Source organism: Hymenobacter qilianensis (assembly GCF_014489555.1).
In the GTDB taxonomy this organism is placed as follows: Bacteria; Bacteroidota; Bacteroidia; order Cytophagales; family Hymenobacteraceae; genus Hymenobacter; species Hymenobacter qilianensis.
In genome coordinates, this window is the sequence record NZ_CP060784.1 from 438,374 (window position 1) to 465,147 (window position 26,774).

Sequence of the window (26,774 nt, forward strand, 5' to 3'; positions counted from 1 at the left end):
TACCTTTGAGTTCACAACCTAAGTAGCTACATCAATTCCCACCCATATATGTCCGATCCCCACGCCGACGCCCAACTCAGCAAACTTGAAGTACTCGACCGAAAAAATGCGGAAGCATTGCTTGGTGGGGGGCAAATTCGCATCGATGCCCAGCACAAAAAAGGTAAGCTGACCGCTCGAGAACGGGTAGATTTATTGATGGACGAAGGCTCATTTGAGGAAATCGGCAAGTTTGTAATGCACCGATCCAAGGATTTTGGCCTCGACAAAGAGTATTATCTCGGTGATGGTGTCGTGACAGGATACGGTACCGTAAATGGCCGCTTGGTGTACGTTTTCTCTCAAGATTTCACGGTTTTCGGTGGCTCTCTGAGTGAGACTCATGCCGAGAAAATCGTGAAGATCATGGACTTGGCCATGAAGAATGGGGCGCCGGTTATTGGTTTGAATGATTCGGGCGGGGCCCGAATTCAGGAAGGCGTCGTGAGTTTGGGCGGGTACGCTGATATATTCTACAAGAACACGCTGGCTTCGGGTGTCATTCCGCAGCTGTCAGCCATTATGGGGCCGTGCGCGGGTGGTGCAGTGTATTCGCCGGCCATTACCGATTTCATTCTGATGGTGGAAAACACGAGCTATATGTTCGTGACGGGCCCCAACGTGGTGAAGACGGTAACGCACGAAAACGTGACCAGCGAAGAGCTTGGTGGCGCCAGCACGCACTCAGCCAAAAGCGGCGTGACGCACTTCAGCTGCGCCAACGAGGTGGCCTGCATAACTCACCTCAAGCAGCTGTTGAGCTATATGCCGCAGAACTGCGAAGAAAATGCCCCCCACCTCCCCTACGAGCCTCAGGGCGACGAATCGCGGCCAGCGCTGAACACCATTATCCCAGAGAATCCTAACCAGCCTTATGATATTCGGGAGGTGATTGAGGGTATTATTGATGCAGATTCCTTTCTGGAGGTTCACCAGAATTTCGCTGAGAATATAGTAGTTGGCTTTGCCCGGTTAGGTGGTCGCAGCATCGGGATTGTGGGCAATCAGCCGGCTGTGCTGGCTGGCGTGCTTGACATTAATGCCAGCACCAAAGCAGCTCGTTTCGTACGTTTTTGCGATTCATTTAACATTCCGCTCTTAGTGCTGGAAGACGTGCCCGGCTTCTTGCCAGGTACCGATCAGGAGTGGCGAGGCATCATCACTAATGGAGCGAAACTGCTTTATGCTTTCTGCGAAGCTACTGTGCCGCGTATCACGGTTATCACGCGCAAAGCATATGGCGGCGCCTACGATGTGATGAACTCTAAGCACATTGGGGCCGACATGAACTACGCTTGGCCTACCGCTGAAATTGCGGTGATGGGAGCAAAAGGCGCAGCTGAAATCATTTTTAAGCGTGAAATAGCCACTGCTGATGACCCAGAAGCCAAGCTGGCCGAAAAGGTAGACGAGTATCAGCAGAAGTTTGCGACACCTTACCGCGCGGCACATCGCGGCTTTGTAGATGAGGTGATTCTGCCAGCCCAAACGCGCCAGAAACTGATTCGCGCGTTTAAAATGCTGGAGAACAAAGTAGATGTGTTGCCGCGCAAAAAACACGGCAATATTCCGTTGTAAGCCAGCCTTCAACCCTTTACCTCATTTGGAAGCGCATTTAGTTTAGCCATCCTGAATGCGTTGACTACAAAGTATTTATGATTGCTCAATGAGTATTCACACTCTTTTGGGCCATTTATATTTCTTCCCGGATGGCAGCTATTTCAATCTGATCCACCCATGCGTAACGAATCATTCGATTTTCTTCAGAAATACCTAAATAACCCTTCCCCTACTGGTTTTGAGAAGGAAGGGCAAAAGCTGTGGCTCGACTATATCAAGCCATACATCGACGAGTATTTCGTGGATACCTACGGCACGGTAGTCGGTGTAATTAACCCGGAAGCCAAGTACAAAGTCGTTATCGAGGCGCACGCCGATGAGATTTCTTACTTCGTGAACTACATCACGAAAGAAGGCTACATCTACGTGCGGCGCAACGGCGGTTCAGACGCTTTGGTGGCTCCATCCAAGCGCGTGAATATTCACACCGATAAGGGCATTGTAAAGGCCATTTTTGGCTGGCCAGCTATCCACGTGCGTAAGGTAGAGCAGGACAAGGCGCCTACTATCGAAACCATTTTCCTGGATTGTGGCGCCACCTCCAGAGACGAGGTCGAACGCATGGGCATCCACGTGGGCTCGGTCGTCACCTTCGAGGACGAGTTTATGGTGATGAACCGGCAATACTTTGTGGGGCGTGCGCTGGACAACCGTATTGGTGGTTTTATGATTGCGGAAGTAGCCCGGCTGCTGAAAGAAAACAAGCAAAAGCTGCCTTTTGGCCTCTACGTAGTGAATGCCGTACAGGAGGAAATCGGCCTGCGGGGGGCTGAAATGATAGCGCACCGCATTCAGCCGGACGTTGCCATTATTACGGACGTAATTCATGACACGCAGGCGCCGATGTACGAGAAGAAAACCAGCGGCGATTTACATTGTGGCAAAGGCCCGGTGGTCACCTACGGTCCGGCTGTGCAGAATAACTTGCGTGAGCTGATTATAGAAACCGCTAAAACCTCTGACATTCCGTTTCAGCGCGCTTCCGCAACCCGCGCCACCGGCACCGATACGGATGCCTTCGCTTACTCTAACGCCGGGGTGGCTGCTGCGCTTATTTCATTGCCACTCAAGTACATGCACACTACCGTAGAAACGGTACACCAGGACGATGTGGAGAACGTAATTCAGTTGATCTACCAAACTTTGCTGCGAATCGAGGACGGCCACGATTTTCGTTATTTCAGTTAGCAGTACACAGTAGACCAAAAAGCCAAGACGCCGGTTTGACACGATATTGTCAGGCCGGCGTCTTGGTTTCGTATAAGGCTTTATCGTGTTTTTGACTTTGTATGTCTCAGTTCCTTCCTTCCCCTCCTGCTCTGCCCCTCACGCTCACCGACCAGATGGGGCGCCGCGTGGTGGTGCCGTATCCGCCACGTCGTATCGTGTCGCTGGTGCCTTCGCAGACGGAGTTGTTATTCGATTTGGGTCTAGGGGCAAGAGTAGTTGGGGTGACAAAGTTCTGCATACACCCAGCCGAAGCGCGGCAACAGGCCACCATAATCGGCGGCACCAAAAACTTTGATTTTGAGAAGATTGCCGCGCTAAAGCCCGATCTTATCATTGGCAATAAGGAGGAGAATTATCAGGAAGGCATTGAGCAGTTGGCTGCGCATTATCCAGTGTGGCTAAGCGACATTAGCAACCTCACCGATGCTTTGCGCATGATTCGGCAGGTGGGCGTGCTGGTAGGTGCCAAGGCCAAGGCGGACCAACTCGCAGCAAATATTAAGCTTGCCTTTGCGCAGCTTTCACCTCCCCAGAAGCCCGTGCCAGCCGCTTATTTTATCTGGCGCAAGCCGTATATGGTGGCGGCGGCGGGTACCTTTATTGATGATATGCTGGGGCGGGCGGGTTTTGCCAACGTATTTGCCCCCCAGCAACGCTATCCGGAGGTTTTGGCTGAACAGTTAACTGCGGCCACGCCGCGCGTTATTCTTTTATCATCGGAGCCTTATCCTTTTGGGGCAAAGCACATTGCGGAGTTTCAGGCAATTTGCCCCCCGGCCCAAATCCAGATTGTTGATGGAGAACTATTCAGCTGGTATGGCAGCCGATTGCAACACTCAGCCGCTTATTTCACTGAGTTGAGGGCGGCTATTGTGTCATAAAGCGTAAAATGCGGTCATGCTTCGCTTTGGCTCTGCATGACCGCATTTTACGCTTTATGCTTTAAATCCTGCTTGCTCTAACTCATCCCAGAAGCTAGGATAGGACTTGCGGACAACTTGGGGGGCATTTATGGTCAGCGGGCCTCGTAGCGCTAGTGGGGCGAAGGCCATAGCCATGCGGTGGTCGTGGTAAGTGGCTACGGTTTGCCCATTCACCTCAAAATCGGTGGTAGCTACGCGGAATACATCTGGTTTTTCTTCGGTGAGGGTAGCGCCGAATTTGGCAACTTCCGTTTGCAGGGCCAAGATGCGGTCTGTTTCCTTAATGCGTAAGCTTTCCAGGCCGGTCATTTCTACGCTTATGCCTTGGGCAGCAGCTATTACGGCCACGGTTTGGGCTAGGTCGGGGCAATCGGTGAAATCCTGGGAGAAAGCACCGGTTGGGGGCTGCTGGGTAAGCAGTACGCCATCGGGCACGAACTCGGTAGCTACGCCAAGCTTTTCCATTATGCCGACAATTGCCTGGTCGCCTTGCAAGGAGTGGCGGCGCAAACCCGGCAAATGAATTTGCCCCCCAGCAGGCGACAAAGCCACCATACTATACCAATAGCTCGCCGCCGACCAGTCGGCTTCAATGGCGTAATCGGCGGGCTTATAAGAAGTGGGGCGAACTTCCAGCACGGAGCCTAAATCCCGGCAATCGGCCCCGAAGTGCTGCATGAGCGATAGGGTCATGCGGATATAGGGGCGCGAACCGACTTTGCCCGTCAGAAATAACCGCAAGCCACCGGGTAGTTGGGGCCCGATCATGAGCAAAGCTGAAATGTACTGGCTGCTGATGTCGCCGCGTACGGTTAGCTCGGCCATTTCTTCGGCGGGCAAATTTGCCCCCCAGCCCTTGATATTGAGTGGTGGATACCCTTCCTTTTCCGCGTAATCAATCTGCATTCCGAGCTGGCGCAGGGCATCGACGAGGACGCCAATAGGCCGCTCCCGCATGCGGGCAGTGCCGGTGAGCAAGGCTTGTCGGTTAGTAACGGACAAATACGCCGTAAGAAAGCGCATCACGGTGCCGGCATCTTCCGCGTCGAGGGTATCGGCGATGGAGTTGGCCAGCAGGCGGCGCATGAGTTGGGTATCGTTGGCGTCGGAAAGATTCGAGAGAGTGCCATTGCCGGCCAAGGCCTGAATAATCAGGGCGCGATTGCTTTCACTCTTGGATGCTGGTAGTTGGGCGGTGCCCTGTAGGGGGCCGCCGGGCCAGGCTAACGTTATTGAATCGGGCATTTGGAGTACTTAATAAGGAACACGCAGCGCGTGGCAGTCTTGATTTATTTAGCTCAACAGGCGATGATAGTAGCGCAGGGAGCTCGCTATTTCATCCACGCTAACGGGCTGGTCGTAGATGGCATTGCCGATGCCTTCCAGCAACGTGCAGTTGATGGTGGAGCCGGCATTTTTCTTATCCTGTAAAGCCAGTTCCGCAATTGCATCGGTTTCGAGCGTAACAAACTGAACCTTCTCGAATACGGAGAACAGGAAAGTCTCAATCTTGTCCAGCTCTTCTTCGGTTAAGATGCCTCTTGTTATGGAAATCCAGCTTTCGCAAATCATCCCAACGGCAACCGCTTCGCCATGCAGAATTTCGCGGCCGGGCTGGCTGAGCAGGTAGCTTTCGAGGGCGTGGCCCACAGTATGGCCGAAATTGAGCACTTTGCGCAAACCACTCTCCAGCGGATCGGCGGCCACAATGCGCTCTTTGGTCAGCACTGACTCGTGAATAATTGGCCCCCACTCATCCACGAAAAAACCGGTGCGCCGATGGTGTTCAAACGCGGCCGCGTCGGCAATCAGCCAGTGCTTCACCACCTCCGCGTAGCCCGACTTGAGTTGGCGAGGTTCGAGCGTATTCAAAAATCGCGGCTCGATAAACACAGCCGCCGGCGTCTGAAAAACGCCGAGCTGGTTCTTGAAATTCTGAAAATCGATGCCGGTTTTGCCCCCCACGCTGGCATCTACCTGCGCCAGCAGTGTAGTGGGCACCTGCACGAAGCGAATGCCGCGCTTGTACAGCGCCGCGCAAAAGCCCCCCAGATCGGTGACCACGCCCCGCCCAGGTTTACGAGCACGGCAAAGCGGTCGGCGCGGGCTTCGGTAAGCGCTTCCCATACGGTTTCGCAGGTAGCCAGCACTTTATATTCTTCCCCGTCCGGAATCTCGATAGTAATATGATTCTCAGGCAGAAACTCGCGCAGACGCGGGTAGCAGAGCCGGATGGTGTTCGCGTCGGCTAACACAAACACCTGACTTACCGCCGGCTGGCGCAAGAGGTCGGCGAGTTCGATTAACGCGTGAGGACCGATGGCAGGAGTGTCTTGCAAGGGATAAAGGGGTTATCGAGGAACAAATGATAGAACAGCTGTAAAAGACGGCTATTCGGGGTTCTGGTTCATAATCTCGGTTTGCTTGCGAATGCTTTCCAGATGAATCAGCTCGTAGAGCTTGGCCACAAACGGATCATTCAGGCGCAATTTTGCCCCCCAGTCTCGCCGCGACGCGAATATTTCCTGCCAGCGGTCCATCTGCAAAATCTTCACGTTGTTCTCCTTCTTGTACTCGGCCAGCTGCTCTACCAGCGCCATGCGCGCGGCCAAAGCCTCCATCAGCTCGCGGTCAGCCGTATCGATTTGCTGCCGCAGCTCTTCCGCTTTATTCAGAAAATCGGCATTGTTGGAGGAGCGGTAACGGTATTTCAGCTCGGTGAGAATTTCGGCCAGTCGAGCCGGCGTTACCTGCTGCGCCGCGTCGGAAAGGGCATGATCAGGATCCGGGTGCGTTTCAATCATCAGGCCGTCGTAGTCCAGGTCGAGGGCCTTTTGCGACACGGGCAGAATCAGGTCGCGGCGCCCACTGATATGGCTGGGGTCGCAGATGAGAGGCACTTCGGGAAAGCGTGCTTTCAGCTCGAAAGCCAGCTGCCAGGTAGGCGCATTGCGGTAGCGTGAGGGAGCAAACGTGCTGAATCCGCGGTGAATAGCGGCCAGATCGGTGATGCCCACGCGCTCCAACCGCTCCAGCGCCCCGGCCCACAAGGCCACATCCGGGTTCACCGGGTTCTTGACCATCACGGGCACGCCAGTACCAGCCAAAGCATCGGCTAACTCCTGCACGGCAAAAGGATTAACCGTGGTACGGGCCCCAATCCAAAGCACATCAATGCCATGGCGCAGAGCATCTTCTACGTGGCGGGGCGTGGCTACTTCTATGGTTACGGGCAAGCCAACTTCCTCCCGTACCCGCTGCAGCCATGGCAGCGCGGCGCCGCCCATGCCTTCAAACCCACCGGGCTTGGTGCGCGGTTTCCAGACGCCCGCGCGAAACAGGTCTACGTTGCCCATCGCCTTCAAGGCGCGGGCGGTGGCAAGCACCTGGTCTTCGGTTTCGGCGCTGCATGGCCCCGCAATAAGCAGCGGCAGCCCTTTGCTGGCCAGCAAACGGGCAAAAAAAGTAGTGGCGGAGGACGTATTCATGAAAATAAACGCGGGTTCGGTAGTGAGCGGGCGCAAAAAGCCCCCCAGCTCCTCCGGTAAGGGTACAGGAAAAAGAGCGGGCTGCAAGGTAACTCTACCAGTCAAAACGTTGTTTAAAACCTATCTTCGCCCACCCAAAAGCGTTGTTTAAAAACCACCCGCTCTATGCTAGCTACCCACGCCCCGTCGCTTTCCTTCAACGATACCGCTGTTGCCTTTGCCTCTAAGTCTGATGCCGAACTGCGCCAGATGTACGCGTTGTTTGCGGCTATGAATAATAATACGCTGGTGAAAGCCGGCGGCGGCATGATGAAAGCGGCGCTGAAATGGGGCCTGCCGGTGAAGTTTCTGATCAAGAAAACCATCTTTGAGCAGTTCTGCGGCGGCGAAACCATTCAGGAGTGCCTACCCGTAATTGAGGAGTTGGGCCGCTACAACATCGGCACCATCCTCGACTACTCGGTGGAGGGCGAAGGCAGCGACAAAAGCTACGACCACACGCGCGACGAGATTCTTGCCACCATTGATCTGGCTCATCGCTCCACCCATATTCCCTTCTCCGTATTTAAAGTAACGGGCCTTGCCGACAGCGTTATCCTGGAGAAAGTGCAGGCCAAACAAACGCTTACCCAAGCCGAACAAGCCAGCTTTGAACGCTCCAAAGCGCGGGTCGATGCCATCTGCGGCCGCGCTCACCAGTATGGCGTGCGGGTGTTTGTGGATGCGGAAGAAAGCTGGTTTCAGGAAACCGTCGACAACTTGGCGTATGAGATGATGGCCAAGTACAATCGCGAGTCGGCTATTGTCTGGAACACCTACCAGCTCTACCGCCACGACCGTTTAGAAGCCATTCAGCAAGCCTGCGAAACCGCCAAGCGCGAGGGCTACTATCTGGGGGGCAAATTGGTACGGGGCGCGTACATGGAAAAAGAAAGCCGGACCGCGGCCCAACGCGGCTACCAGAACCCGATCAATCCCACCAAAGAAGCCACGGATCAACTCTATAATGAGTCGTTGCGCTACTGCGTGACCCACGTCGACCGCATCAGCATTTGCGCCGGCACCCACAACGAGGCCAGTTCTTTACTGCTCACGGAGCTGATGCAGGAGCACAATCTGCGGCCCCAGGATACGCGCATCTGGTTTGCTCAGCTCTACGGTATGAGCGATAATCTGAGCTACAACCTCGCCAACGCAGGCTACAATACCGCCAAGTATGTTCCCTACGGCCCAGTAGAAGCGGTTATGCCTTACTTACTGCGCCGCGCCGACGAGAATACCGCCATTGCAGGGCAAAGCAGCCGGGAGTTTTCGCTTATTCAAAGAGAAATGACTCGACGTAAGAGCAAAAAATAGGACGTACAAAAGGAGCCCTTACGTCGGCACAGTTTTGGTTTGCGCTCACATGACTGCTCAAATATGTTAGTTTTGAACAGTACATTGCCAAATCTTTCCCGCCCGACTACTCCCGTTGCTCCAATGAATGCTCGTGTCCGCAGCCACTTAATTCGATTTGCCCGTAACCAGGTAGGTACTACCAGCTACCTGAATCTGGTACAAGAAGCCGAGTTAGGCCTCAATCTGGAGATTTCGCACGAAAAGTCACGGCTGAACGAGATTCTAAGTGAGATATCAGAGAAAGAATATCAGAATGGGCGCCCTATCCTGAGCTGCTTGGTAAAAGTGGCTGGCTCAAAAGGGCAAGGTGATTCCTTCTTTAAGCTGTGCGAGCGATTGGGTTTAGGCGAATGGCGCACCCTAAAGCAGGACCCGGAATTTTTAAAAAATCTTCGGTATGAGTGTCGGGAGTTTTGGCAGATAGATGCCAATTATGAGAAATTTGGCTGATTTAAGCTGAGCAATCAGCTCATCTGTAGGCTGTAATAAGTTAGAATCTGAAGATAGAATAGCAGCTATACTGAAATTTCTGTAACCCCTGCATGAAACGCGCCGTTTAGCTACTCAACTGGCTAGTCGAGCGCTTTTCTGTTTTAAAGCATTCGTAGCCAGCCAAACTCTCCCTTAATCACAATCTAATCTACCCTACCCAAATGGAAACGAACAACAGCAACAACCCGGCGAACACTGGAACAGGCTCAGGCGCTAACTACGGAACTGGCTCAGCCGGTACTGGCACGAGCAACAGCACGACGGGTAATACAACTTCAAGCGGTAACATGGGCAACTCCAGCACTGGAAGCTCTAATGTAGAAGGTGATGATTTCAGCGCTACTGCTAAAGGTGCCTCTATCGCTGGTACTCCTGGTGCTGTAGTAGGCCGTGGCATTGATGCAGTACAGAACACTGCTGACCACGCTGCACACGCAGTAACCGGCCAGCCTTACGACTCCAGTAAGAGCAGCGGCATGATGACTAGCTCATTCCGCGACCGTGATAGCGCTGAGCGTGCTTACAGCACCCTGTCTTCACGTGGCTACAGCAAAGATGACGTCAACTTGTTGATGTCGGATGAAACCCGTAAGCGTCACTTCGGCGAAAACACTCCTGACACTGACCTAGGCGACAAAGCTATGGAAGGTGCTGGTGTAGGTTCGGCCATTGGTGGTACTGCTGGTGCTATTATCGGTGCCATCGCCGCTATTGGTACTTCAGTTGCACTTCCTGGCTTAGGCCTTGTAATCGCTGGTCCTATCGCAGCAGCTTTGGCTGGTGCCGGTGCTGGTGGCCTGACTGGTGGCCTTGTAGGTGCACTAGTAGGTTCAGGTATTCCTGAGGAGCATGCTGCTGAATATGAGCAGGACATTAAGCAAGGCGGCATTGTAATGGGCGTAAAACCCCGCAACGATGAAGATGCCCGTTATTTCGAAGAGGAATTCCGTCGTCATAACGCCGACCGCGTTCGTCGTTACTAGTAGCTCCTTTATAGCTAGCTAGGTTTTTATAAAAAGCCCCCTCTAACCTAGAGGGGGCTTTTTTGTTGTATATGATGATTGAAGTAGAACTGTCGCCTTATTTTAACTATAATGCTTTGGTTTCCTTATCCAAATGGCATCATGTTGCGTAACTGTAGCTGTTTGGTGAGTCCGGCTTATGTGGAGTAGTGCAACCCTACCGGCAAAGCCGCTTCCTTTCCTGTGATTTTGGGCACTTATTTGCCAATAGCTAGCGTTTTAAGCTCGTAACCGGCTCCAAGCTTGATAGCTGATAAGTGGCTCGCGGTTCATTTCCTTTTGATTTCTCCATTTCACGCTGATTTCCATGTCTTCTCCCCGCTTAAGAATAGGGCTCTATGCCTCGCTGGTGATGGCCATCTTTGTGCTTGCTTCATACAAGCTCTACCGGCGAACCGATGCCCGGGCGCCGCAGAAAGATGAAGTCCTCATCAAAGCCATGCTTCAGGGTTTGACTGTGGCCCATTACCAACCGGAAAAAGTGGATGACGCTTTCTCCAAGCGGGTGTTTGACCTATACCTGAAGCGCATTGATTATAATAAGAAGTTCTTGTTGCAGTCGGATGTAGCCCAGCTTCGCAAGTACCAAACGTCCATCGACGACCAAGTAAAGGCTGGTACCCACGAGTTTCTGGATATGAGTACGCAGCTCATGAACCAGCGCATGAAAGATGTGCAGGTCATGTACCGCGAGATTCTCACGCAGCCCTTCGAATTTTCGAAGGAAGAGTCGTTTGAAACGGAACCCGAAAAAATGACTTACGCAGCCGACAAAGCGGCACAGCGTGAGGAGTGGCGCAAGTATCTGAAATACCAGACGATGTCGCGGGTTTCGGAGATGATGGACGAGCAGGCCAAGCGCAAGGAGAAAGCTTCCGCCCCCACCGCTTCTATCAGCAAAACTGCCGTGGTAGCTCCCAGCGAGCCAAACCGCACACCCGCCGAGATGGAGATTGAGGCCCGTAAGCGCGTGTTGAAGTACTTCGACAGCCAGTTTCAGGATATGATGCAGACGGATGACAGCGAGCGTTTGGCGCTCTATGCCAACGTTATTGCAAACACTTATGACCCGCATACCGAATATTTTGCCCCCGGGACAAAGACAAGTTCGACGAGCAGATGACCGGCCAATTTGAGGGTATTGGCGCTTCCTTGCAGGAAAAGGATGGCCAGATCAAAGTATCTGATCTGATTCCTGGCAGTGCCTCGTACCGTCAAGGCGACTTGAAAGCCGGCGATATCATTTTGCGTGTAGCGCAGGGTGCCGCCGAGCCGGTTTCGATTGAAGGCCTGCGCCTAGATAAAGCCGTAGCGCTGATCAAAGGCAAGAAAGGCACGGAAGTACGCCTTACGGTGAAGAAAACCGATGGTAGCACCCAGATTATCCCCATCATTCGGGATGTGGTAATTATCGAGGAGACGTTCGCCAAATCAGCTACCATTGATGACAACGGTAAAAAGATAGGTTATATCCGTCTGCCTGGTTTCTATGCTGACTTCAACGACAATGGCGGCCGTAGCAGCGCCACCGACGTGAAAAAGGAACTGGAGAAGCTTACCAAGGAGAACGTTCAGGGCGTTGTGCTCGATCTGCGCTCCAATGGCGGCGGCTCGTTGCAGGATGCGGTAGAGATGGCCGGTCTTTTCGTAGAAAATGGCCCTGTAGTGCAGGTTCGCTCCAGCCAGGGCGCGCCAAATATCCTGAATGACCGCGACCCCCGCGTACAGTATTCTGGTCCGCTGGTTGTACTGGTGAATAAGTACAGTGCTTCCGCCTCTGAGATTTTGGCCGCAGCCATTCAGGACTATAAGCGTGGCATCGTAATGGGCTCGGCCAGCACGTATGGTAAAGGCACGGTACAGCGCATCTTCGACTTAGATGATGCAATGCCAGCCGAGTTCAACAACATCAAGCCTTTTGGCTCGCTGAAGTTGACGACGCAGAAGTTCTACCGGATCAATGGCGGCTCTACGCAGTTTAAGGGCGTGGTGCCAGACATTATTCTGCCCGACCTGTACAGCTACCTCGACCAAGGCGAGAAAGAGCAGGATTACCCCCTGAAATGGGACGAAATCAGCCCTGCCCGCTACCGCCCGTGGAGCGGTGCTCCGGCCGTAGCTAAGCTAACTGAAGCCAGCAAGAAGCGTGTAGACACTAGTGAAAGCTTTAAGCTGATCAACGGTATGGTGCAGCGCATGATCAAGCGCAAGAACGATACAATGGTCAGCCTGAAGCTGGATACCTATCGTGCCGAGCAGCAACTGGCCAAAGCCGAGTCAGATAAGTATGAGCAGTTGCAGAAAGCTGCGCAGCCGCTTAACATTGCTCCTTTGACTGCTGACCTGCGTCAGCTAGGTTCCGACACGGTACAAGTAAATCGGGCCACCCGTTTCACTCGCAACCTGAAGAAGGACATCACTTTGCGTGAAGCTGTAGCTGTCGTGAAGGATCAGATCTAAGCACCTTATGTGAGAGCCGTCAAATCTTACTAAAAAAGCCCCCCAGAGCGATTCTGGGAGGCTTTTTTTATGCGCTTAAGTTGATGACAACTAAATTAGTAAATCGACCCTGAAAAGCATTACTAAAAATGCTGCTTATTAATTATGCAACTCATTGATTTACAACATACTAAATAGCTATAATATTTGCGATTATTTTTAGTAAATATGCAACTCAGACCACCCCTTTACTGTTTACTTAGCATGACGACGATATTAGAGAACAACATCATTCCGCTCGTTACAGACGAGCAGCGGCAAGCAGAGGAAACGTGGCGCAAATCGATTCCTGCCCAGGTTTTTCTCAATTACTTCTTTGCCATAAACTACCACATTCAGGAAAACGACGACGCGACTGGCGGCTTGCAGCATCTGCCCTATTTCCGGGCGCATCAGGCCGAGCTAACCGACGCCTACTTCCCGAATATCACCAAGCTCCTGCACGCCTGCTGGAGCACGGAGTACGCGCTGCGTGCTACCGCTGAGCTAGGCGACGAAGATTACCTGCGTAACGCCCTGCACTGGACGTTCCCGCAGGCTTACCATACCATTCTGTCGGGTTTGCAGGCTTTTCTGTACACCACCGGCGTACGCTCCAACAACTCTTCGCTGATTCAGCGTGAGGTAGGTCGTTTGGTTGTGCGCAATGCCTACCCACGCCCGGTGTCGTTCTACGCCGCCGGTGCCTACGGCGACTTTAGCATCCATCGTCTGCCGCTGGCTGGCTACAAGGCGGGCTTGCACATTGCCGGCAAAGAGATTGAAGCCCAGGCTCAGATCGGCCAGTTTCTGCGCACTACGCGCAAGATGAAGGCTCAGATCACGCGTCAGCAGGTGCAGGCTAACCCCAACACCGCGCTGCGCAGCCAGAAGACCGGCAAGGTGCTCGACAAGTGGACTCCGCAGCATTGGCAGCAGATTACGTGGCGCTTAGGCTACACCACCATCTTCGATCTGCTGAGCCGCCTGCGCATTTCGCAGACCAGCCGCGAGATCGAGCGTTACGTGGAAGCTGAGATTGACTTCAAGCTCTTCCATCAGTCGCTGCTCAACATTGTGAGCTACCTCAATGGTATTCACGAGAGTTATGTGGCGAAGGCTATGGGCTTGGAGCGCTATCAGCAGCTTATTGCTGATCTGCCCAAGCACTTGCAGCACAGCTTCGTGGCTGATCGTCTGCGCAATCGCATCGAGCCGCTACTGACCGGCGAGGCACCTGCGCAAATGAACATCGCGGCTTAATCCGCTCTATTTACAGTCTTACTCCTAATACACGTAAGCGCTGCTCCCCTGGGGCGGCGCTTTTTGTTTCTGTATAATCCGGGCGGCGGGCGTAACTTCGCGGCCTTATTTTTAAGCCCTTGACCATGCACCATCTCAGCGAACAGGAACAGCAACGCCGCCACAAACTCGATGAGCTACATAAGCTCGGCATTGAGCCGTATCCGTCCGAGCTGTTCGACGTGAATTTCTCAGCGCAGGAAATCCATGACAACTATCACGTTGAACTCAATAATTTCCAGGAAGTGAGTCTGGCGGGCCGCATCATGTCGCAGCGGGTGATGGGCAAGGCTTCGTTTGCAGAGCTGATGGATTCGTCGGGTCGCATTCAGCTTTATATCAACCGCGACGAGATTTGTCCCGGTGAGGATAAGGAGCTGTACAACACGGTTTTCAAAAAGCTGATTGACCTCGGCGATTTCGTGGGCGTGAAAGGCCGCGTGTTTAAAACCCAGGTGGGCGAAACGTCGGTGCACGTGACAGAGTTTAAGCTGCTGTCGAAAGCTCTCCGTCCGCTGCCAGTGGTAAAGGAAAAAGACGGCCAGATCTACGACGCATTCACCGACCCGGAACAGCGCTACCGCCAGCGCTACGTGGATATGGTGGTGAATCCGCACGTGCGCGAGACGTTTATGAAGCGGACGCTGCTGGTGCAGGCCATGCGCAACTATCTGAACGACAAAGGCTACTTGGAGGTGGAAACGCCTATCCTGCAGCCCCTATACGGTGGTGCGGCGGCTCGTCCGTTTAAAACCTTCCACAACACCCTGGACATGACGCTGTATCTGCGCATCGCCAACGAGCTGTACCTGAAGCGCCTGATTGTGGGTGGTTTTGATGGGGTGTATGAGTTCAGCAAAGACTTCCGCAACGAGGGCATGTCGCGGTTTCACAACCCCGAGTTTACCCAGATGGAGCTGTATGTAGCCTACAAGGACTACTACTGGATGATGGACCTGGTGGAGGAAATGGTAGAGCGCGTGGCCTTCGAGCTGCATGGCAAAACCGAAGTGCAGGTAGGCGACAACCTCATCAACTTCCAGCGGCCGTGGAAGCGCTTCACCATGTTTGAAGCCATTCAGCACTTCACCGGCGTCGACATCACCAATATGGACGAAGCGGCGCTGCGCGAAACGGCTCAAAAGCTCAACGTGCACCTGGACCCCAGCATGGGCAAAGCCAAAATCATCGATGAGCTGTTTGGTGAGCTATGCGAGCCTAAGCTCATTCAGCCCACGTTCATCACTGATTATCCGGTGGAAATGTCGCCGCTGGCGAAGAAGCACCGCTCCAAGCCCGGCTTGGTGGAGCGCTTCGAGGCAATCTGCAACGGCAAAGAAATCTGCAACGCCTTCTCCGAGCTAAACGACCCCATTGACCAGCGTCAGCGCTTCGAGGATCAGCTGGAGCTGGGCAAGCGCGGCGACGTGGAGGCTATGGTGCTCGACGAGGACTTTCTGCGGGCCCTGGAGTACGGAATGCCCCCCACGGCTGGCCTCGGCATTGGCATCGACCGCCTGAGCATGATTATGACCAACTCCAATTCCATTCAGGACGTGCTCTTCTTCCCCCAAATGAAGCCGGAGAACAACTAACAGCACAATCATTCAGCAAAACAAAAAAGCCCCCCAGATACATCTGGGGGCTTTTTTAATTAAAACAATCACAGCTAGCGACTCGCCACGCTTCAATTCAGAAGATATAAAAATCAGAAAGCCTCCCGCAAAAATCACGAGAGGCTTTCCTTTATAACTGACTTACCCTTCTAATCGGGGTGATAGGAAGAAGCTTGCGATGAACAATCTGATTTTGCTACTAAGTCTGTTTGACCAATACTTAGCAGAAGCTCCTACTGTCGGCAATTTTACTTCCGATACTTCTCCGATTTTCTTTCAAGCCAGTTACGCTTTCTTCAACGTAACCAAGTAGTTAAGGTTTCAAAAAGCGAAAAAACTTTTCAGTTTTTAAAGGCCGCGAGTCGGGCCTTCCTGGTTGAGGATATCATCGGCGTTGGTGCCACCGATGGCGCCGCCACCTACCGAACCGGTACCGGTAATGTCTTGGCCGCCCCGACGACCGGCGCTAGGTGCGCTGGCTACGTCGCCGCTTTGGTCGCCGCTCAAGCCAACCGTTGACTTCAGGGAGTTAAGAATGTCGTCGGCGTTGGCACGGTTGGCCAAGTCCTGACCGGTTTGCACAACACTGCCCTTCAAATCATTAACCTTCGCCAGGCTATCCTGGAATAGCTTGGTCAGGTCGTCGCTGAACTTAGAAGCCGATTTTTTGAGTGTGGTGCGCGTTTCCTCGCCTGTTTCGGGCGCCAGGAGCAAGCCTGCAATGATGCCAGCACTTGCGCCAGCCAACAGGGAAAGAATGATTTTGCCGTTTTGGTCTTTCATGAACGTAAGCAGTAAAAAATAGAAAGATGAATACGGATCGGCCCTGCGGGCTGCGTAGGCCGCAGGGCCGATCCGCCACTTGTAACGCTATTGCGCGGCGAAGGTTATCACAAAAAAATCCCCTCCTCTAGTGTAGAGAAGGGGATTTTTTAGCGTTCAAAAGCCAACGTTGGCTTACAGATCGTTCAGCATTTTGGTGATTTCACGCTTGCCTTTGCCGAGCTTCTGCTGCAGGCGGCCTACGAGATCTTCTTCCTGACCTTCAGCATATTGCAGGTCCTCGTCGGTGAGCTGAGCATATTGCTGACGCAGCTTGCCTTTGCTCTCGTTCCAGTCACCTTTCAGCTTCAGGCTGCTGCCTGCGCCCGTGATGCCCATATCTTCGAGCTTCTCTACGTAGCCTTTAAACTGAGAATCAAGCTGTTCGCCATATTTGGAAAGCTGCTCGCCCAGCTGGCCGCTGTACTTAGCAGCAGCGTTCTTCAGATTGCCACGAGTAGCAGTGCCTTTGTCAGGAGCCATCAGCAAACCTGCGATGATGCCGGCGCTAGCGCCAGCTAATACGGCTAGAAGAATTTTTCCTGAGTTGTCTTCTTGTTGATACGACATGTTGGTAAGGAGAGAAAGTGAATACTTGAAAACAGGCGGCAAAATCGTTGGCTCCAAAAGGTGGAAACAGCGAAGTGAGGGCGCGCCTGGCTTGCTAAGCTGATTGCCTATACGAACACTGTTAAGCTGGGTTATATTTAAGGAATAAAAAATAGCTAAAATAAAATATACCGTTAGTCAGGAAGGCATTTTGCCCCCCAGCCCGTACTTTGACTTACCTACCCAAGTTGGGCAGGCAGGTTATTTTCCTTTATTCGTACATGAAAAACCTACTTTTTGCAGCTGCCTTTCTGCCACTGCTGGCTATGTGCAGCCAGCCGCCAGCCGCCACTACCGCTACCACTCCGGCTGCCTCTACCGCCGCCTGCATCGATTCTGCCAAAATCGATCCGGCCGGTATCTGCACCATGCAGTACGACCCCGTGTGCGGCTGCGACGGCAAAACCTACAGCAACGACTGTGTAGCCTCCAATGCGGGCGTGCTCACTTTCACGAAGGGCGAGTGCCCCACCACTCCGAAAAACTAAGAATTTGCCCCCCAGCCTTATGTCTGAACAGAAAAAGTACTTCCGCCAGCAAGCACCCTTCCGCGTGCCCACCACCGACGGCAAGCTCATTGAGGAGCACATTGGCCTGGCTAGCACGCACACCGCCCAATACAGCGTGGCGCACATGGTGGCGCCGCCCCAGTGGAGCGAGCCTCACCAGCGTCCCGAGTTCGATGAAATAACCATCGTGGTGCGCGGCCGCAAGCGCTTTGAGGTAGATGGCGACATCATTGAGTTGAGCGCCGGCGAATCGCTGCTGATCAAAGCCGGGGCGCGGGTTCGGTATTCCAACCCGTTTGATGCGGAGTGCGAGTACTGGTCGATCTGCGTGCCGGCCTTTTCCATGGACACCGTTAACAGGGAAGCGTAGCGCTGAGATATGAGAAGTAAGATACACGTCTGCTTCTTTCCCTCGAAGTTGTTTATCTTATAATCACATCTCTCATTCTCACTTCTCCTATATCATGGACCAGCGCATCATTAACCTCTTCGACGAGTACACCCACGCCCCGCTCAGCCGCAAGGAATTTATGGAGCGCCTGCTGAAAATAACGGGTGGCGCGGCGCTCGCCACGGCCGCGCTGGCGGTGCTGGAGCCCGGCTATGCCAACGCCGCCACCGTGCCCGTGCAGGATGCTAAGCTGGAAGAAGAAACCGTGAACTGGCCCGGCGACGGCACCACCATGCAGGGCTACCTGGTGCACCCGAAAGGCAAAAAGAAGCGCGGCGCCGTGGTAGTCATTCATGAAAACCGCGGCCTCACACCCCACATCAAAGACGTAACGCGCCGTGTGGCCCAAGCTGGCTACCTGGCTCTGGGCGTCGATGCGCTTTCACAATTCGGCGGCACGCCCACCGATGAAGACCAGGGTCGTACCCTCATCGGACAGCTCGACCCACAGAAAACGCTCAATAACTACCTCGCTGCCCTCACTTACCTGCGTCAGCGCCCGGACAGCAACGGCAAAACGGGCTGCGTGGGTTTCTGCTGGGGTGGCGCTATGGCCAACCGCCTCGCCCTCAGCGACCCTAAGCTAAATGCCGCTGTAGCCTACTACGGCACCCAGCCCAAAGACGCGGACGTTTCCAAAATTAAGGCGCATTTGATGCTGCACTACGCCGCCCTCGATGAGCGTGTAAATGCTGGGGCTGCCGCCTATGAAGCTGCTCTGAAAGCCGCCAATGTGAAGTATCAGCAGTTTATGTACGAAGGCGTAAACCATGCTTTCAACAACGACTCGTCCCCTGCCCGCTACAACGCCGAAGCTGCTAAGCTGGCTTGGGAGCGGACGTTGGGGTTGTTTAAGAAGGAGTTGAGCTAGGCGATTCTAGCTACATGACACTTCTATCCAATTTTAAGGTGAGACTATTAGCGGTTTTGTGCTGGACGGTATTTTTTGCAGGTTGTCAGGAAAAGCCCTCCACGCAAACCCCTACGGCTCCAGTTGGCACTGTCTCACCAGCCCTTGATACATCGGCAGTCAGTCAGGCACCCGAAGCGGTGGCAGCGCCGCCAGATTCGGTTGACGAATACTTGGATTAGGACGCTGCTAAAATTAACGGAAAACTGCCACTGGTTAGCAAAACGGAGGATCTGTATAAGCTGTTAGGCCAGCCTGATAGTTTAGCAAACCCAGACTTTCGGGATGTGTGCGTTAACTACTTCGATAACAAGGTTTTTCAGTATGCTTATTTCAAAGAAAGCCGGGCAGAAGTATATGGTGATACGGCAGTTATTACCTCCATTAATTTCCGCCAAAACCCGGCATTAGAGCTAACAACTCCTACTCTTACGCTAAACAGTAAGACCACTTTAGCGGAGCTTGCTAAAATTTATCCGCTAGCTGTAAAAAATCAGGGTGAACTGGACGTGCATAGAGTCGGCAAGCGAACTCAGGTTTCTCTGGCAATGAGTAAAATCATGAGTGAAGAATCTTGGCTTTTACTTTTCGATAAAGGACTATTAGTAAAGATACTGTGGACAATGCAGTGCTAGAGTGAAGCTACACTGAACTCTCATAGGAACAGAGATTTACATTGACTGCGTATACACCCAACCTCTACTATGAAAAGGTATTGCTTACGATTCTTATTAGTGCTTGTGCTTCTGCATCAGCTACCGCAGCTTGTCTGTGCCCAAACGGTGACGCCAAAGCCCAGCAGTTATATGCAGATCTTCTATCACGGCACGAAAAGCTTTCCTGGGTCTGCTTACATGAGCTTTGCTCCGGCTTTTCGTAATCAAACAGATATCCGGTTGAATGAACCGGATTTAACGAGAGCGACGGCTAATTCTAATCTTGGCAAATCAGATCAAATAGTCGAAGTAAGAGCGACTAATGGAAAAGACGATCCTAAGTTGAAAGTAGCTGAACAAGAGCAGCAAAAGGAGCAACAGAGTAGTCTGGCAACTATGATAAAAAAACAGGAAGAGCGCGGACAGAAAATGCGTGCTCAACTAATGGTATCATTAAATGAGGCCGCCTCAGAAGGCTGGGAAGTTGTACAGATGAGTTCGTACGGAGACGGCGGCCTAGTGTACCTGCTTCGTCGAGCCAAGTAATGCAATCTGGCGCTTAATGCCACATATCTTTGAACTAAGTAAAAAAGCCCCCAGAAACAGTCTGGGGGCTTTTTTCGACTTAATAACCAAAGTTTACGACTTCGGAACGGCTGCGGGCAGCGGCTTGCGTGGCAGCTTCTGGTCGCGCATAGCGGTGTGGTACACGAAGGAGGCTACAATGACGGAGGCCTGCTTAAGGTCATCGGCCTGCAAACGGTCGAAGGTATCCTGGTTGGTGTGGTGGGTGCGGGTGTTGTAGTCGAGGCCGTCCTGCACGAATTGGAAGCCGGGCAAGCCTACTGCGTCGAAGGCCAGGTGGTCGGTACCGCCGGTGTTGCGGGGCGTTACGGTCGTGGCACCCATGTCGGCGAATGGCTTTAGCCACGCGTCGAAGATGGGCGCAACGCCTTCGTTGCCCTGCAAATAGATACCGCGGATTTTACCGCCGCCGTTATCGAGGTTGAAGTAACCAGCCAACTTTTCGTGGTCGGGCAGCAGCTTCATAGTAGCGGGGTCGGCGAAATGGTTCTTCACGTAGTTGCGCGAGCCGTGCAAGCCCTGCTCCTCTTCACCCCACAGGGCAATGCGAATGGTACGGCGAGGCTTTACGCCGGTAGCCTTCAGGATGCGCATGGCTTCCATCATCACGGCGCAGCCTGCTGCATTATCCGTAGCGCCAGTGGCAGCGTGCCAGGAGTCCAAATGCCCCCAAGCATCACAATTTCCTTTTTCAGCTTCTTGTCGGAGCCAGGAATCTCGGCTATAACGTTGTAGCCTTTTAGGTCGGTGTTCTGGAAGCGCGTCTTGGTTTCCATCTCTACTTCTACCGGAATACCAGCTTCCACCAACCGAATTAGACGCAGTTGGTCCTCGGGCGACATTTCTATTTCGGGCAATACAGGCTTCGCGTCAGCGGCGTATGGAGCACCATTGCTAGTGAAGAAAGTGCCGTGCGAACCACCACGCGTACTTAGCACCGCGGCAGCGCCTTCGCTCATCAGCATTTCGTTGAGCTTAGTACGCAACGCTGCCTGAGCACGACGGGCGTTCATTCGTTCCGTCATAGCTGGGTCTTCGGTCGTTGGGCGCGCGGGCTGAGCTTCCATCATTTTGGTTAGCTCATCATCGGTGTAGCGCTTTGCGTCGGCCTCAAAGGTGGTTTTGGGCGGTGTGGCTACGGCCGTCAGCACAATTTTATCGCGCAGCTTACCTTGAAACTTAGCTAAATCAGCTTCGGTAGTAGCATTCACATATACTACCTGCTTTTTCACGTTGCCGGTAGTAGAGGGCGTCCAGGCTTTGGGCGCGCCAATCATGGCGTGGTAGTAAGGCGCCGTCATAGCCACATACGACTTCTCGATGTCCCAGCCGCGGCCGAAGTCGCCCCAGGGCTCGATGTTGGCGTTGCTCATACCCCACTTGGTGAGCTGGCCTTTGGTCCACTCGTTGGCACGCTTCAAGCCGTCGGAGTTGGCTAGGCGCGGGCCGCAAACGTCGGTGAGGTAAAAGGCCGTTTCCATTACCTTGGAGCGGTTCATGCCTTCATCTTTGATCTTGGCAATCATAGCCTGATCAACTTTTTCGGCTTGTTGGGCCAAGGTAGGCGCGGCCAGAGCCAGGCCCCCGGCCAAGGCTAAGAGTCGGAGTATCGTCATGTGGTTTGGTTGGTGGTGAAAGATAGTTTAGGGGTTAAAGTACCGAGAAAAGCTTAAGAGTTGCAGACAGTCATACTTTAGAACGTCATGCAGAGCAGCGCGAAGCATCTCGCCCGCTTCGTTGAACTGGCGTTGAGTACTACTCAGTAGAGATACTTCGGCTTCGCTCAGCATGACCGCCTTTTTACAATCTGACGACCGCGAGCGAGATGCTTCGCTACGCTCTGCATGACATTCAATTTTATGCTTTTCTATTTAGAGCACGACGGACATAATAATACTATTGTGTCCAAAGGCCGATAACCCCACTCCCATCTCTCGCGTCTAACTCAGCAGCTTCCACTGTTCCGCTGCTGCTATGAGTCTTTGGCAAATTATTCGCCGCCTGTACCCGTACGTGTTGCCTTACCGCGGACTGGTTATCAGCACGTTGCTGCTAACGCTGGTGGGGTCGTTGGCGGCGCAGGTCAATCCATTTGTGCTGCGCTACACCGTGGATACCGTGCAGGGACTGGTGGATAAAGGCCTTGGGTTGGCGCAGGGGCAAATTTGCTGCTGGCGGTAACCGCGCTGCTGTTGGGCAAGGAGGTAATCAACACCTTTATTCAGTTTGGGCAGAAGTTCTACGGCGAGAAAATCCGCATCAACGTCTCGAGCACCCTGCACCAGTCGGCCGTGGATAAAATTCTGAGCTACCAGCTCGGCTTCTACTCCGACAGCGGCAATCAGACCGGCAAGCTCCAAACCCGCATCGACCGCGGCGTGGAGAGCCTGATGAAGCTGGTCCAGAACTTCTTTATCGACATCCTGCCGCTGTTTGCCAACTCCATTGTCGCCCTCATCATCATGTTCATGGCCAACATGTACGTGGGGCTTGTGGCGCTAGGCATCCTTCCTATTTACTTCTGGATCAGCTACCGGCAGGCCGATAAGCTCAACGGCGTGCGTCGCAGTCTGCGCGGCTTGCGCGAGCAGCGCAGCCAAGGCCTCATCAACATCATCGACTCTATTGTGGTGATTAAGAGCTTTGTGCGCGAAGACTACGAGGGCGAAAAGCAGGCCGGCATGCAGCGCAACCTCGTGACCACCCAGCTCGAAACCCGCAAAACCAACTTCCTCTTCGACGGCCTAAAAACCTTCGTCGAGCAGATTGGCGTGGTGCTCATCATCATCTTGACCGCTTACCTGGTGCTGGATCGGCAGATTTCCATTGGGGCCATCATGTTTCACATTCTACTCTTCAACAACGTGTCGGCGCCCATCCGCCAGCTCCACCGCATCTACGACGAGATGAACGAGGCTCTCACCTACTCCGAAGGCTTTTTCGACATCCTCGACGCCACCACCGAAACCGAGCGCACCGGCCCCACCCCGCCCGACCAGCTCCGGGGGCTTTTTCGCTGCGCCACGTCGACTTCACCTACCCCAGCGGCACCCAGGCCCTCCACGATGTCAGCCTGACCATTGCGGCCGGCCAAACCACTGCATTGGTAGGCCTCTCAGGGGCGGGCAAAAGCACTATTCTCAATCTGCTGTGCAAGTTCTACGAGCCCAACAGCGGCGAAATGCTCCTCGACGGCCGCCCCCTCTCCGACTACGACACCCACGCCCTGCGCCAGCGCATCGGGCTGGTGCTCCAGAAAAACCACATTTTCAAAGGCAGCATCGAGGAAAACATCCGCTACGGCAACTTCGAGGCGACCTTAGACGAGATAAAAGCCGCCGCCAAGCAGGCCTACCTCCACGATCAGATTATGGCCCTGCCCCAGCAGTATCAGTCCGATGCACAGCAGCTATCGGGCGGGCAGCAGCAGCGCATTGCCATTGCCCGGCTCTTCCTCAAGAACCCGCCCATTATCTTCCTCGATGAGCCCACCGCCTCCCTCGACGCCATTGCCACCGAGCAAATTAAGAACTCGCTTGACGCCATCAAGCAGGGCCGCACGGTGGTCATCATCTCCCACAGCCTCGCCCAAATCGTGGACTCCGACTGCATCTACGTCATGAAGCAGGGCCGCGCGGTAGAAAGCGGAACCCACGACGAGCTATACGACAAACGCGGCGCCTACCGCGAAATCTTCGACGCCTCGGCTCGCAGCCTCAATATCGAGAAACTAGCGCGGGTGATGGTGGATGATGGGGATGAAGTGGAGGATACGGCAGCGTAAGAGAGAAATTAATTACTAAAATTGGTATAGTCTTAAATTTAGTAGTTTCACACTTCACTGATTTGTAAAACCGAATACATGGCTTGGGAAATCATAAACGATCCACCCATTATAGATCACAAACTAATAGCAGATAGTATCAAAATTGGTAAAAAGGTAATTATTCAATTTTCTAACCCACGATATAATAAAGCGCTGTTAAAAGATTTAGACAGTTTATGTGCTGTTAGTGACGCTAATCTTGCAATCAGATTCTATGGGCATTATCAATCAGGATTTGATTGCAAAGCACTTAAATATATACCACAAGTCAAATCTTTGTCGATTGATTGCCTTCAAAAGGCAATCAATATCCCTGAACTATCCAATTTAAGCAATTTAGAATCGCTAGCAATTGATATTTTCGAGCTTCAGGAAGATGATATAATAGGATCAAATAATTTTAAAACAATTAAAGAACTAAGAATAGGCGACACCAAGACAAGAAAACTAGACCTGATTCATTTAAAAGAATATACAAAGCTTGAAAAGTTATCAGTGACTGGACAAACCAGAAATATAGATGTAATAGGCGACCTATGTATCCTTGATAGCCTTAGACTCAACTCGATCAGTAAAGTACGAGTTGATTTTATTAACAGATTAAATAGACTAAAATTATTAACATTCTTACTGGGTGGCAGAAATAATATAGATGAAATTGAGCGTAACCACATCGAACACCTTGAAATAATAAGAGTGCGCGGCTTTAACAGTTTTAATAATTTAGATAATTTTGAAAAACTTAAATTCTTACAAATAGAAGATCAAATACAATTAAAAAATCTTTACTTCTCTAAACAACTAAAAGACCTCCAAAACCTTAGGATTCTAAACTGTAAAAATCTTTCATCAATCACAGGATTAGAGAACACAGGAAAATTAAATAGTTTGATAATATATAAAACCATGATTGAATTTAATGCCTTTATCGTAAATGCCTTACCTAAATCATTACAGCATCTAGGGTTTTATACAGATAAAGAAACAGTTAACAAAGAGATAAAAAAGCGCCTTGAATCATTAGGTTATAATAAAGCTGCGTTTTTGCCCCAAACTGGCGCGAGCTTGTAGCTCGTGACCAGCCATGAAGATGAGATTGTATCTCATCGGCCGCGCTAGCGGCAAGACGGCTTCGGAATCGTTGCAATGGCAATGTTCTGGCGGGGAGGCACAGCCTCCCATCATAGTTGGTCACGAGCTACAAGCTCGCGCCAGTGGTGCCATTGATTGAGCTTGTAGAGATTAATTGTTGCGCGTCGAGTGATATAACCCAAATTAAGAAGCTGGGGGGCATTTCTAGTTGCTTGTGTCCAGCTTACGTACACAGAATACACGCGGGCCAGTCCCGCCCGTGGCCAACGCTGGCCACACCACGTATTCCTGATCATGCAAAAATTCACCGTAGAGCGCCTTTCCTTCGACACCCTTACGGAGCTGCCGAACGCTTGGCAGCCCCAAGACTACAAAGCTCTCTTGCTCAAAACCGGCTACGATAACCCCGACGAAATAGCCTCCGACGAGCTCAAAACCATGTGTCACATGGCCCTCACCGACCTGGAGCCCACGGAGGCGGCCCAGCTCGTATTGGAGTACCTTTTCGAGGACCAGCTCACAGCCGGCCAGATAGAAAACCTGGCCCACCAGATGCTCACCGAGAAACTGTGGGAAGAAAACCCCGAGCTAGACCAGCACGAAGGGTTTTTTAAAGCCACCCAACTGCTGTACACTGCCTACAACGGCAAGTTTCCGCGGGCCGAGGCCGTGCAGTTTCAGGTTAAGGTCACCGCCGCCGACGCCGAAGCCCTGGCCCTGCTCGAGACGCAGCCGGAAGCCCCGCTTCTGCGCCTCCTGGCCCAAGGTATGCCCGACAGCACCCTGCTCAAGCGCCTGTTTCACGAGCAGCTCGACGGCACTAGCTTCCCCGAAGCACCGGCTATCATCTGGCAATTGAAGCCCCTGAAGCGCGAGGAAAAATCCGTCGTGTTTGACGTGGTTAGCTCCGCCTACTGGCTCGATGATTTCAAGTACGCCGACACCTACGAAGCCACTACCCAAGCTGACACGTTAGTAGAGGAAGAAGATTAATAAACGAAATATAGCAGGCCCCAACGCCAAGCTACCTGAAGGCAAAAAGCCCCCAGCAGAGTAAAATACTCTCTAGGGGCTTTTTATTAGTTTAACACTAGTTACTGATGCTTTTTGAAATAGCTGAAGTACTGAAAACGAAGCGCTGGAAATGAATCTCTGTATCGGTCTTTGGTGCGGGGAAACAGGAGAAAATAGCCCGCGTCGATGGTCCAGCCTCTATTCGCTTTTTTTGATTTTAAATCGATACCCAACGACAATACGCCTGCGCCTTCTTCACCTTCTGTAAAATAAGTAGCGCCTTGGCGGAAGAATAATTTTCGGCGGTTGGTACTCGCTTGCACGTTCCCAAAATACAGGCGGTGCTCTGCACTTAGCGCCGGCCACACGCCACCCATCGTAGGCCCCACCCCAACGGTAAAACCCAGTTGATTGTACGTAGTTAAATCGAAGCCAACGCCAGCATGTAGCAACTCAGGCACCGATGCGCCAATCACGAACTTGGTTTTGGACAAGCCCGCATCTTGGGCAAAAATCCCTAGCGCCACCAACTGAAATAAGAGCAGTAAACCGAGCTTTTTCATTTGATTAGGCTATAGCGGTTAGACGGTCAACTTGGGTTTAAGCTGACCGTCAGGCAGAGCAGCGCGAAGCATCTCGCTCGTGGTAGTGAGATTACTACTCCTGCGTCAGCACGCGAGATGCTTCGCGCT

29 protein-coding genes are annotated in these 26,774 nt (G+C 52.7%); 20 read left to right on the plus strand and 9 right to left on the minus strand.

The window, feature by feature from the left end:
• The first annotated feature begins 48 nt into the window (after positions 1-48).
• The 3 genes from H9L05_RS01995 to H9L05_RS02005 all read left to right on the plus strand — a co-directional run bounded on the left by H9L05_RS01995 (position 49) and on the right by H9L05_RS02005 (position 3,770).
• Positions 49-1,617 (plus strand): acyl-CoA carboxylase subunit beta, encoded by a 1,569-nt coding sequence (locus H9L05_RS01995; protein WP_187732820.1) that lies wholly within the window; start codon positions 49-51, stop codon positions 1,615-1,617.
• Between the two features lie 159 nt (positions 1,618-1,776).
• Positions 1,777-2,847, plus strand: a complete 1,071-nt coding sequence (locus H9L05_RS02000; RefSeq protein WP_187732821.1) for a M42 family metallopeptidase — start codon at positions 1,777-1,779, stop codon at positions 2,845-2,847.
• A 101-nt stretch (positions 2,848-2,948) separates the two neighbouring features.
• On the plus strand, positions 2,949-3,770 hold the full coding sequence (locus H9L05_RS02005) for an ABC transporter substrate-binding protein (protein ID WP_223284676.1): 822 nt from the start codon (positions 2,949-2,951) through the stop codon (positions 3,768-3,770).
• Positions 3,771-3,824: 54 nt separating this feature from the next.
• Here the strand turns inward: H9L05_RS02005 and H9L05_RS02010 are convergent, their stop codons facing one another.
• Genes H9L05_RS02010 through H9L05_RS02020 form a run of 4 tightly spaced genes read right to left on the minus strand, consistent with a single transcriptional unit; the run spans position 3,825 to position 7,300 of the window.
• The gene (locus tag H9L05_RS02010; protein ID WP_187732822.1) at positions 3,825-5,057 is read right to left on the minus strand and encodes a 3-phosphoshikimate 1-carboxyvinyltransferase; all 1,233 of its coding nucleotides are present in this window, start codon (positions 5,055-5,057) and stop codon (positions 3,825-3,827) included.
• 48 nt (positions 5,058-5,105) lie between these two features.
• Positions 5,106-5,876, minus strand: coding sequence for a 3-dehydroquinate synthase (locus H9L05_RS02015; RefSeq protein ID WP_223284677.1), 771 nt, complete (start codon positions 5,874-5,876; stop codon positions 5,106-5,108).
• Positions 5,786-6,151, minus strand: coding sequence for a dehydroquinate synthase/iron-containing alcohol dehydrogenase family protein (locus tag H9L05_RS27150; RefSeq protein ID WP_223284678.1), 366 nt, complete (start codon positions 6,149-6,151; stop codon positions 5,786-5,788). Before H9L05_RS27150 ends, H9L05_RS02015 begins: the two co-directional genes overlap by 91 nt.
• 51 nt (positions 6,152-6,202) lie before the next feature.
• The gene (locus tag H9L05_RS02020) at positions 6,203-7,300 is read right to left on the minus strand and encodes a chorismate mutase (protein WP_187734159.1); all 1,098 of its coding nucleotides are present in this window, start codon (positions 7,298-7,300) and stop codon (positions 6,203-6,205) included.
• Positions 7,301-7,465: 165 nt separating this feature from the next.
• Between H9L05_RS02020 and H9L05_RS02025 the strand changes: the two genes are divergently transcribed.
• The 7 genes from H9L05_RS02025 to lysS all read left to right on the plus strand — a co-directional run bounded on the left by H9L05_RS02025 (position 7,466) and on the right by lysS (position 15,587).
• Positions 7,466-8,656 carry a proline dehydrogenase family protein gene (locus H9L05_RS02025; RefSeq protein ID WP_187732823.1) on the plus strand — a complete coding sequence of 397 codons (1,191 nt, stop codon included), beginning with the start codon at positions 7,466-7,468 and terminating at the stop codon, positions 8,654-8,656.
• Between the two features lie 123 nt (positions 8,657-8,779).
• Positions 8,780-9,148 (plus strand): hypothetical protein, encoded by a 369-nt coding sequence (locus H9L05_RS02030; protein ID WP_187732824.1) that lies wholly within the window; start codon positions 8,780-8,782, stop codon positions 9,146-9,148.
• Positions 9,149-9,351: 203 nt separating this feature from the next.
• Positions 9,352-10,173, plus strand: a complete 822-nt coding sequence (locus tag H9L05_RS25685) for a hypothetical protein (protein ID WP_308422014.1) — start codon at positions 9,352-9,354, stop codon at positions 10,171-10,173.
• 346 nt (positions 10,174-10,519) lie between these two features.
• A complete protein-coding gene (locus H9L05_RS22935) occupies positions 10,520-11,335 on the plus strand; it encodes a hypothetical protein (protein ID WP_223284679.1) in 816 nt (271 codons plus the stop codon).
• Entirely contained in the window at positions 11,332-12,672 is a 1,341-nt protein-coding gene (locus tag H9L05_RS22940; RefSeq protein ID WP_223284680.1) for a carboxy terminal-processing peptidase, read from the plus strand. Before H9L05_RS22935 ends, H9L05_RS22940 begins: the two co-directional genes overlap by 4 nt.
• 243 nt (positions 12,673-12,915) lie before the next feature.
• On the plus strand, positions 12,916-13,953 hold the full coding sequence (locus H9L05_RS02045; protein WP_187732825.1) for a hypothetical protein: 1,038 nt from the start codon (positions 12,916-12,918) through the stop codon (positions 13,951-13,953).
• 125 nt (positions 13,954-14,078) lie between these two features.
• Positions 14,079-15,587: a lysine--tRNA ligase gene (lysS, locus tag H9L05_RS02050; RefSeq protein WP_187732826.1), complete on the plus strand. Its 1,509-nt coding sequence runs from the start codon at positions 14,079-14,081 to the stop codon at positions 15,585-15,587.
• A 369-nt stretch (positions 15,588-15,956) separates the two neighbouring features.
• Here lysS and H9L05_RS02055 read toward each other — a convergent pair whose 3' ends face one another.
• Both H9L05_RS02055 and H9L05_RS25690 read right to left on the minus strand, forming a co-directional pair.
• Positions 15,957-16,391 (minus strand): YtxH domain-containing protein, encoded by a 435-nt coding sequence (locus tag H9L05_RS02055; RefSeq protein WP_187732827.1) that lies wholly within the window; start codon positions 16,389-16,391, stop codon positions 15,957-15,959.
• 174 nt (positions 16,392-16,565) lie between these two features.
• Positions 16,566-17,000 carry a YtxH domain-containing protein gene (locus tag H9L05_RS25690; RefSeq protein WP_187732828.1) on the minus strand — a complete coding sequence of 145 codons (435 nt, stop codon included), beginning with the start codon at positions 16,998-17,000 and terminating at the stop codon, positions 16,566-16,568.
• Positions 17,001-17,305: 305 nt separating this feature from the next.
• On the opposite strand from H9L05_RS25690, the gene H9L05_RS02065 reads away from it, so the two are divergent.
• The 5 genes from H9L05_RS02065 (at position 17,306) to H9L05_RS02085 (ending at position 20,111) form a co-directional block, all read left to right on the plus strand.
• Complete coding sequence (locus tag H9L05_RS02065; RefSeq protein ID WP_223284888.1) at positions 17,306-17,527, plus strand: Kazal-type serine protease inhibitor domain-containing protein; 222 nt, start codon at positions 17,306-17,308, stop codon at positions 17,525-17,527.
• 19 nt (positions 17,528-17,546) lie between these two features.
• Positions 17,547-17,918, plus strand: coding sequence for a cupin domain-containing protein (locus H9L05_RS02070; protein WP_187732830.1), 372 nt, complete (start codon positions 17,547-17,549; stop codon positions 17,916-17,918).
• Between the two features lie 94 nt (positions 17,919-18,012).
• Positions 18,013-18,870 carry a dienelactone hydrolase family protein gene (locus H9L05_RS02075; protein WP_187732831.1) on the plus strand — a complete coding sequence of 286 codons (858 nt, stop codon included), beginning with the start codon at positions 18,013-18,015 and terminating at the stop codon, positions 18,868-18,870.
• Positions 18,871-19,196: 326 nt separating this feature from the next.
• Positions 19,197-19,544, plus strand: coding sequence for a hypothetical protein (locus tag H9L05_RS02080; protein WP_187732832.1), 348 nt, complete (start codon positions 19,197-19,199; stop codon positions 19,542-19,544).
• Positions 19,545-19,715: 171 nt separating this feature from the next.
• Complete coding sequence (locus H9L05_RS02085) at positions 19,716-20,111, plus strand: hypothetical protein (protein ID WP_187732833.1); 396 nt, start codon at positions 19,716-19,718, stop codon at positions 20,109-20,111.
• A gap of 93 nt (positions 20,112-20,204) precedes the next feature.
• Here H9L05_RS02085 and H9L05_RS25695 read toward each other — a convergent pair whose 3' ends face one another.
• Both H9L05_RS25695 and H9L05_RS25700 read right to left on the minus strand, forming a co-directional pair.
• Entirely contained in the window at positions 20,205-20,813 is a 609-nt protein-coding gene (locus H9L05_RS25695) for a M20/M25/M40 family metallo-hydrolase (protein WP_317175070.1), read from the minus strand.
• Entirely contained in the window at positions 20,756-21,766 is a 1,011-nt protein-coding gene (locus H9L05_RS25700; protein WP_317175071.1) for a zinc-binding metallopeptidase family protein, read from the minus strand. The genes H9L05_RS25695 and H9L05_RS25700 overlap by 58 nt, the downstream gene beginning before the upstream one ends.
• Before the next feature lie 358 nt (positions 21,767-22,124).
• On the opposite strand from H9L05_RS25700, the gene H9L05_RS22955 reads away from it, so the two are divergent.
• The 5 genes from H9L05_RS22955 (at position 22,125) to H9L05_RS02105 (ending at position 26,061) form a co-directional block, all read left to right on the plus strand.
• Positions 22,125-22,331, plus strand: a complete 207-nt coding sequence (locus H9L05_RS22955) for a hypothetical protein (RefSeq protein WP_223284681.1) — start codon at positions 22,125-22,127, stop codon at positions 22,329-22,331.
• Positions 22,316-23,227, plus strand: coding sequence for an ABC transporter transmembrane domain-containing protein (locus tag H9L05_RS22960; RefSeq protein ID WP_223284682.1), 912 nt, complete (start codon positions 22,316-22,318; stop codon positions 23,225-23,227). Before H9L05_RS22955 ends, H9L05_RS22960 begins: the two co-directional genes overlap by 16 nt.
• 26 nt (positions 23,228-23,253) lie before the next feature.
• The gene (locus H9L05_RS22965; protein ID WP_262892606.1) at positions 23,254-23,934 is read left to right on the plus strand and encodes an ABC transporter ATP-binding protein; all 681 of its coding nucleotides are present in this window, start codon (positions 23,254-23,256) and stop codon (positions 23,932-23,934) included.
• A 78-nt stretch (positions 23,935-24,012) separates the two neighbouring features.
• The gene (locus tag H9L05_RS02100; protein ID WP_187732834.1) at positions 24,013-25,047 is read left to right on the plus strand and encodes a hypothetical protein; all 1,035 of its coding nucleotides are present in this window, start codon (positions 24,013-24,015) and stop codon (positions 25,045-25,047) included.
• Positions 25,048-25,362: 315 nt separating this feature from the next.
• On the plus strand, positions 25,363-26,061 hold the full coding sequence (locus H9L05_RS02105) for a hypothetical protein (RefSeq protein WP_187732835.1): 699 nt from the start codon (positions 25,363-25,365) through the stop codon (positions 26,059-26,061).
• Between the two features lie 101 nt (positions 26,062-26,162).
• Here H9L05_RS02105 and H9L05_RS02110 read toward each other — a convergent pair whose 3' ends face one another.
• Entirely contained in the window at positions 26,163-26,645 is a 483-nt protein-coding gene (locus H9L05_RS02110) for a hypothetical protein (RefSeq protein WP_187732836.1), read from the minus strand.
• Between the last annotated feature and the right edge of the window lie 129 nt (positions 26,646-26,774).

Bases quoted from the DNA above. Each gene is read 5' to 3' on its own strand.
- H9L05_RS25685 (WP_308422014.1), top strand. From the start codon at position 9,352: ATGGAAACGAACAACAGCAACAACCCGGCGAACACTGGAACAGGCTCA.
- H9L05_RS02005 (WP_223284676.1), top strand. From the start codon at position 2,949: ATGTCTCAGTTCCTTCCTTCCCCTCCTGCTCTGCCCCTCACGCTCACC.
- H9L05_RS02085 (WP_187732833.1), top strand. From the start codon at position 19,716: ATGCAGATCTTCTATCACGGCACGAAAAGCTTTCCTGGGTCTGCTTAC.
- H9L05_RS02110 (WP_187732836.1), bottom strand. From the start codon at position 26,645: ATGAAAAAGCTCGGTTTACTGCTCTTATTTCAGTTGGTGGCGCTAGGG.
- H9L05_RS02075 (WP_187732831.1), top strand. From the start codon at position 18,013: ATGGACCAGCGCATCATTAACCTCTTCGACGAGTACACCCACGCCCCG.
- H9L05_RS22935 (WP_223284679.1), top strand. From the start codon at position 10,520: ATGTCTTCTCCCCGCTTAAGAATAGGGCTCTATGCCTCGCTGGTGATG.
- H9L05_RS02025 (WP_187732823.1), top strand. From the start codon at position 7,466: ATGCTAGCTACCCACGCCCCGTCGCTTTCCTTCAACGATACCGCTGTT.
- H9L05_RS02020 (WP_187734159.1), bottom strand. From the start codon at position 7,300: ATGAATACGTCCTCCGCCACTACTTTTTTTGCCCGTTTGCTGGCCAGC.
- H9L05_RS02105 (WP_187732835.1), top strand. From the start codon at position 25,363: ATGCAAAAATTCACCGTAGAGCGCCTTTCCTTCGACACCCTTACGGAG.
- H9L05_RS02010 (WP_187732822.1), bottom strand. From the start codon at position 5,057: ATGCCCGATTCAATAACGTTAGCCTGGCCCGGCGGCCCCCTACAGGGC.
- H9L05_RS25700 (WP_317175071.1), bottom strand. From the start codon at position 21,766: ATGACGATACTCCGACTCTTAGCCTTGGCCGGGGGCCTGGCTCTGGCC.
- lysS (WP_187732826.1), top strand. From the start codon at position 14,079: ATGCACCATCTCAGCGAACAGGAACAGCAACGCCGCCACAAACTCGAT.
- H9L05_RS22940 (WP_223284680.1), top strand. From the start codon at position 11,332: ATGACCGGCCAATTTGAGGGTATTGGCGCTTCCTTGCAGGAAAAGGAT.
- H9L05_RS02030 (WP_187732824.1), top strand. From the start codon at position 8,780: ATGAATGCTCGTGTCCGCAGCCACTTAATTCGATTTGCCCGTAACCAG.
- H9L05_RS02045 (WP_187732825.1), top strand. From the start codon at position 12,916: ATGACGACGATATTAGAGAACAACATCATTCCGCTCGTTACAGACGAG.
- H9L05_RS01995 (WP_187732820.1), top strand. From the start codon at position 49: ATGTCCGATCCCCACGCCGACGCCCAACTCAGCAAACTTGAAGTACTC.
- H9L05_RS22955 (WP_223284681.1), top strand. From the start codon at position 22,125: ATGAGTCTTTGGCAAATTATTCGCCGCCTGTACCCGTACGTGTTGCCT.
- H9L05_RS02055 (WP_187732827.1), bottom strand. From the start codon at position 16,391: ATGAAAGACCAAAACGGCAAAATCATTCTTTCCCTGTTGGCTGGCGCA.
- H9L05_RS25690 (WP_187732828.1), bottom strand. From the start codon at position 17,000: ATGTCGTATCAACAAGAAGACAACTCAGGAAAAATTCTTCTAGCCGTA.
- H9L05_RS02000 (WP_187732821.1), top strand. From the start codon at position 1,777: ATGCGTAACGAATCATTCGATTTTCTTCAGAAATACCTAAATAACCCT.
- H9L05_RS02100 (WP_187732834.1), top strand. From the start codon at position 24,013: ATGGCTTGGGAAATCATAAACGATCCACCCATTATAGATCACAAACTA.
- H9L05_RS02065 (WP_223284888.1), top strand. From the start codon at position 17,306: ATGTGCAGCCAGCCGCCAGCCGCCACTACCGCTACCACTCCGGCTGCC.
- H9L05_RS02070 (WP_187732830.1), top strand. From the start codon at position 17,547: ATGTCTGAACAGAAAAAGTACTTCCGCCAGCAAGCACCCTTCCGCGTG.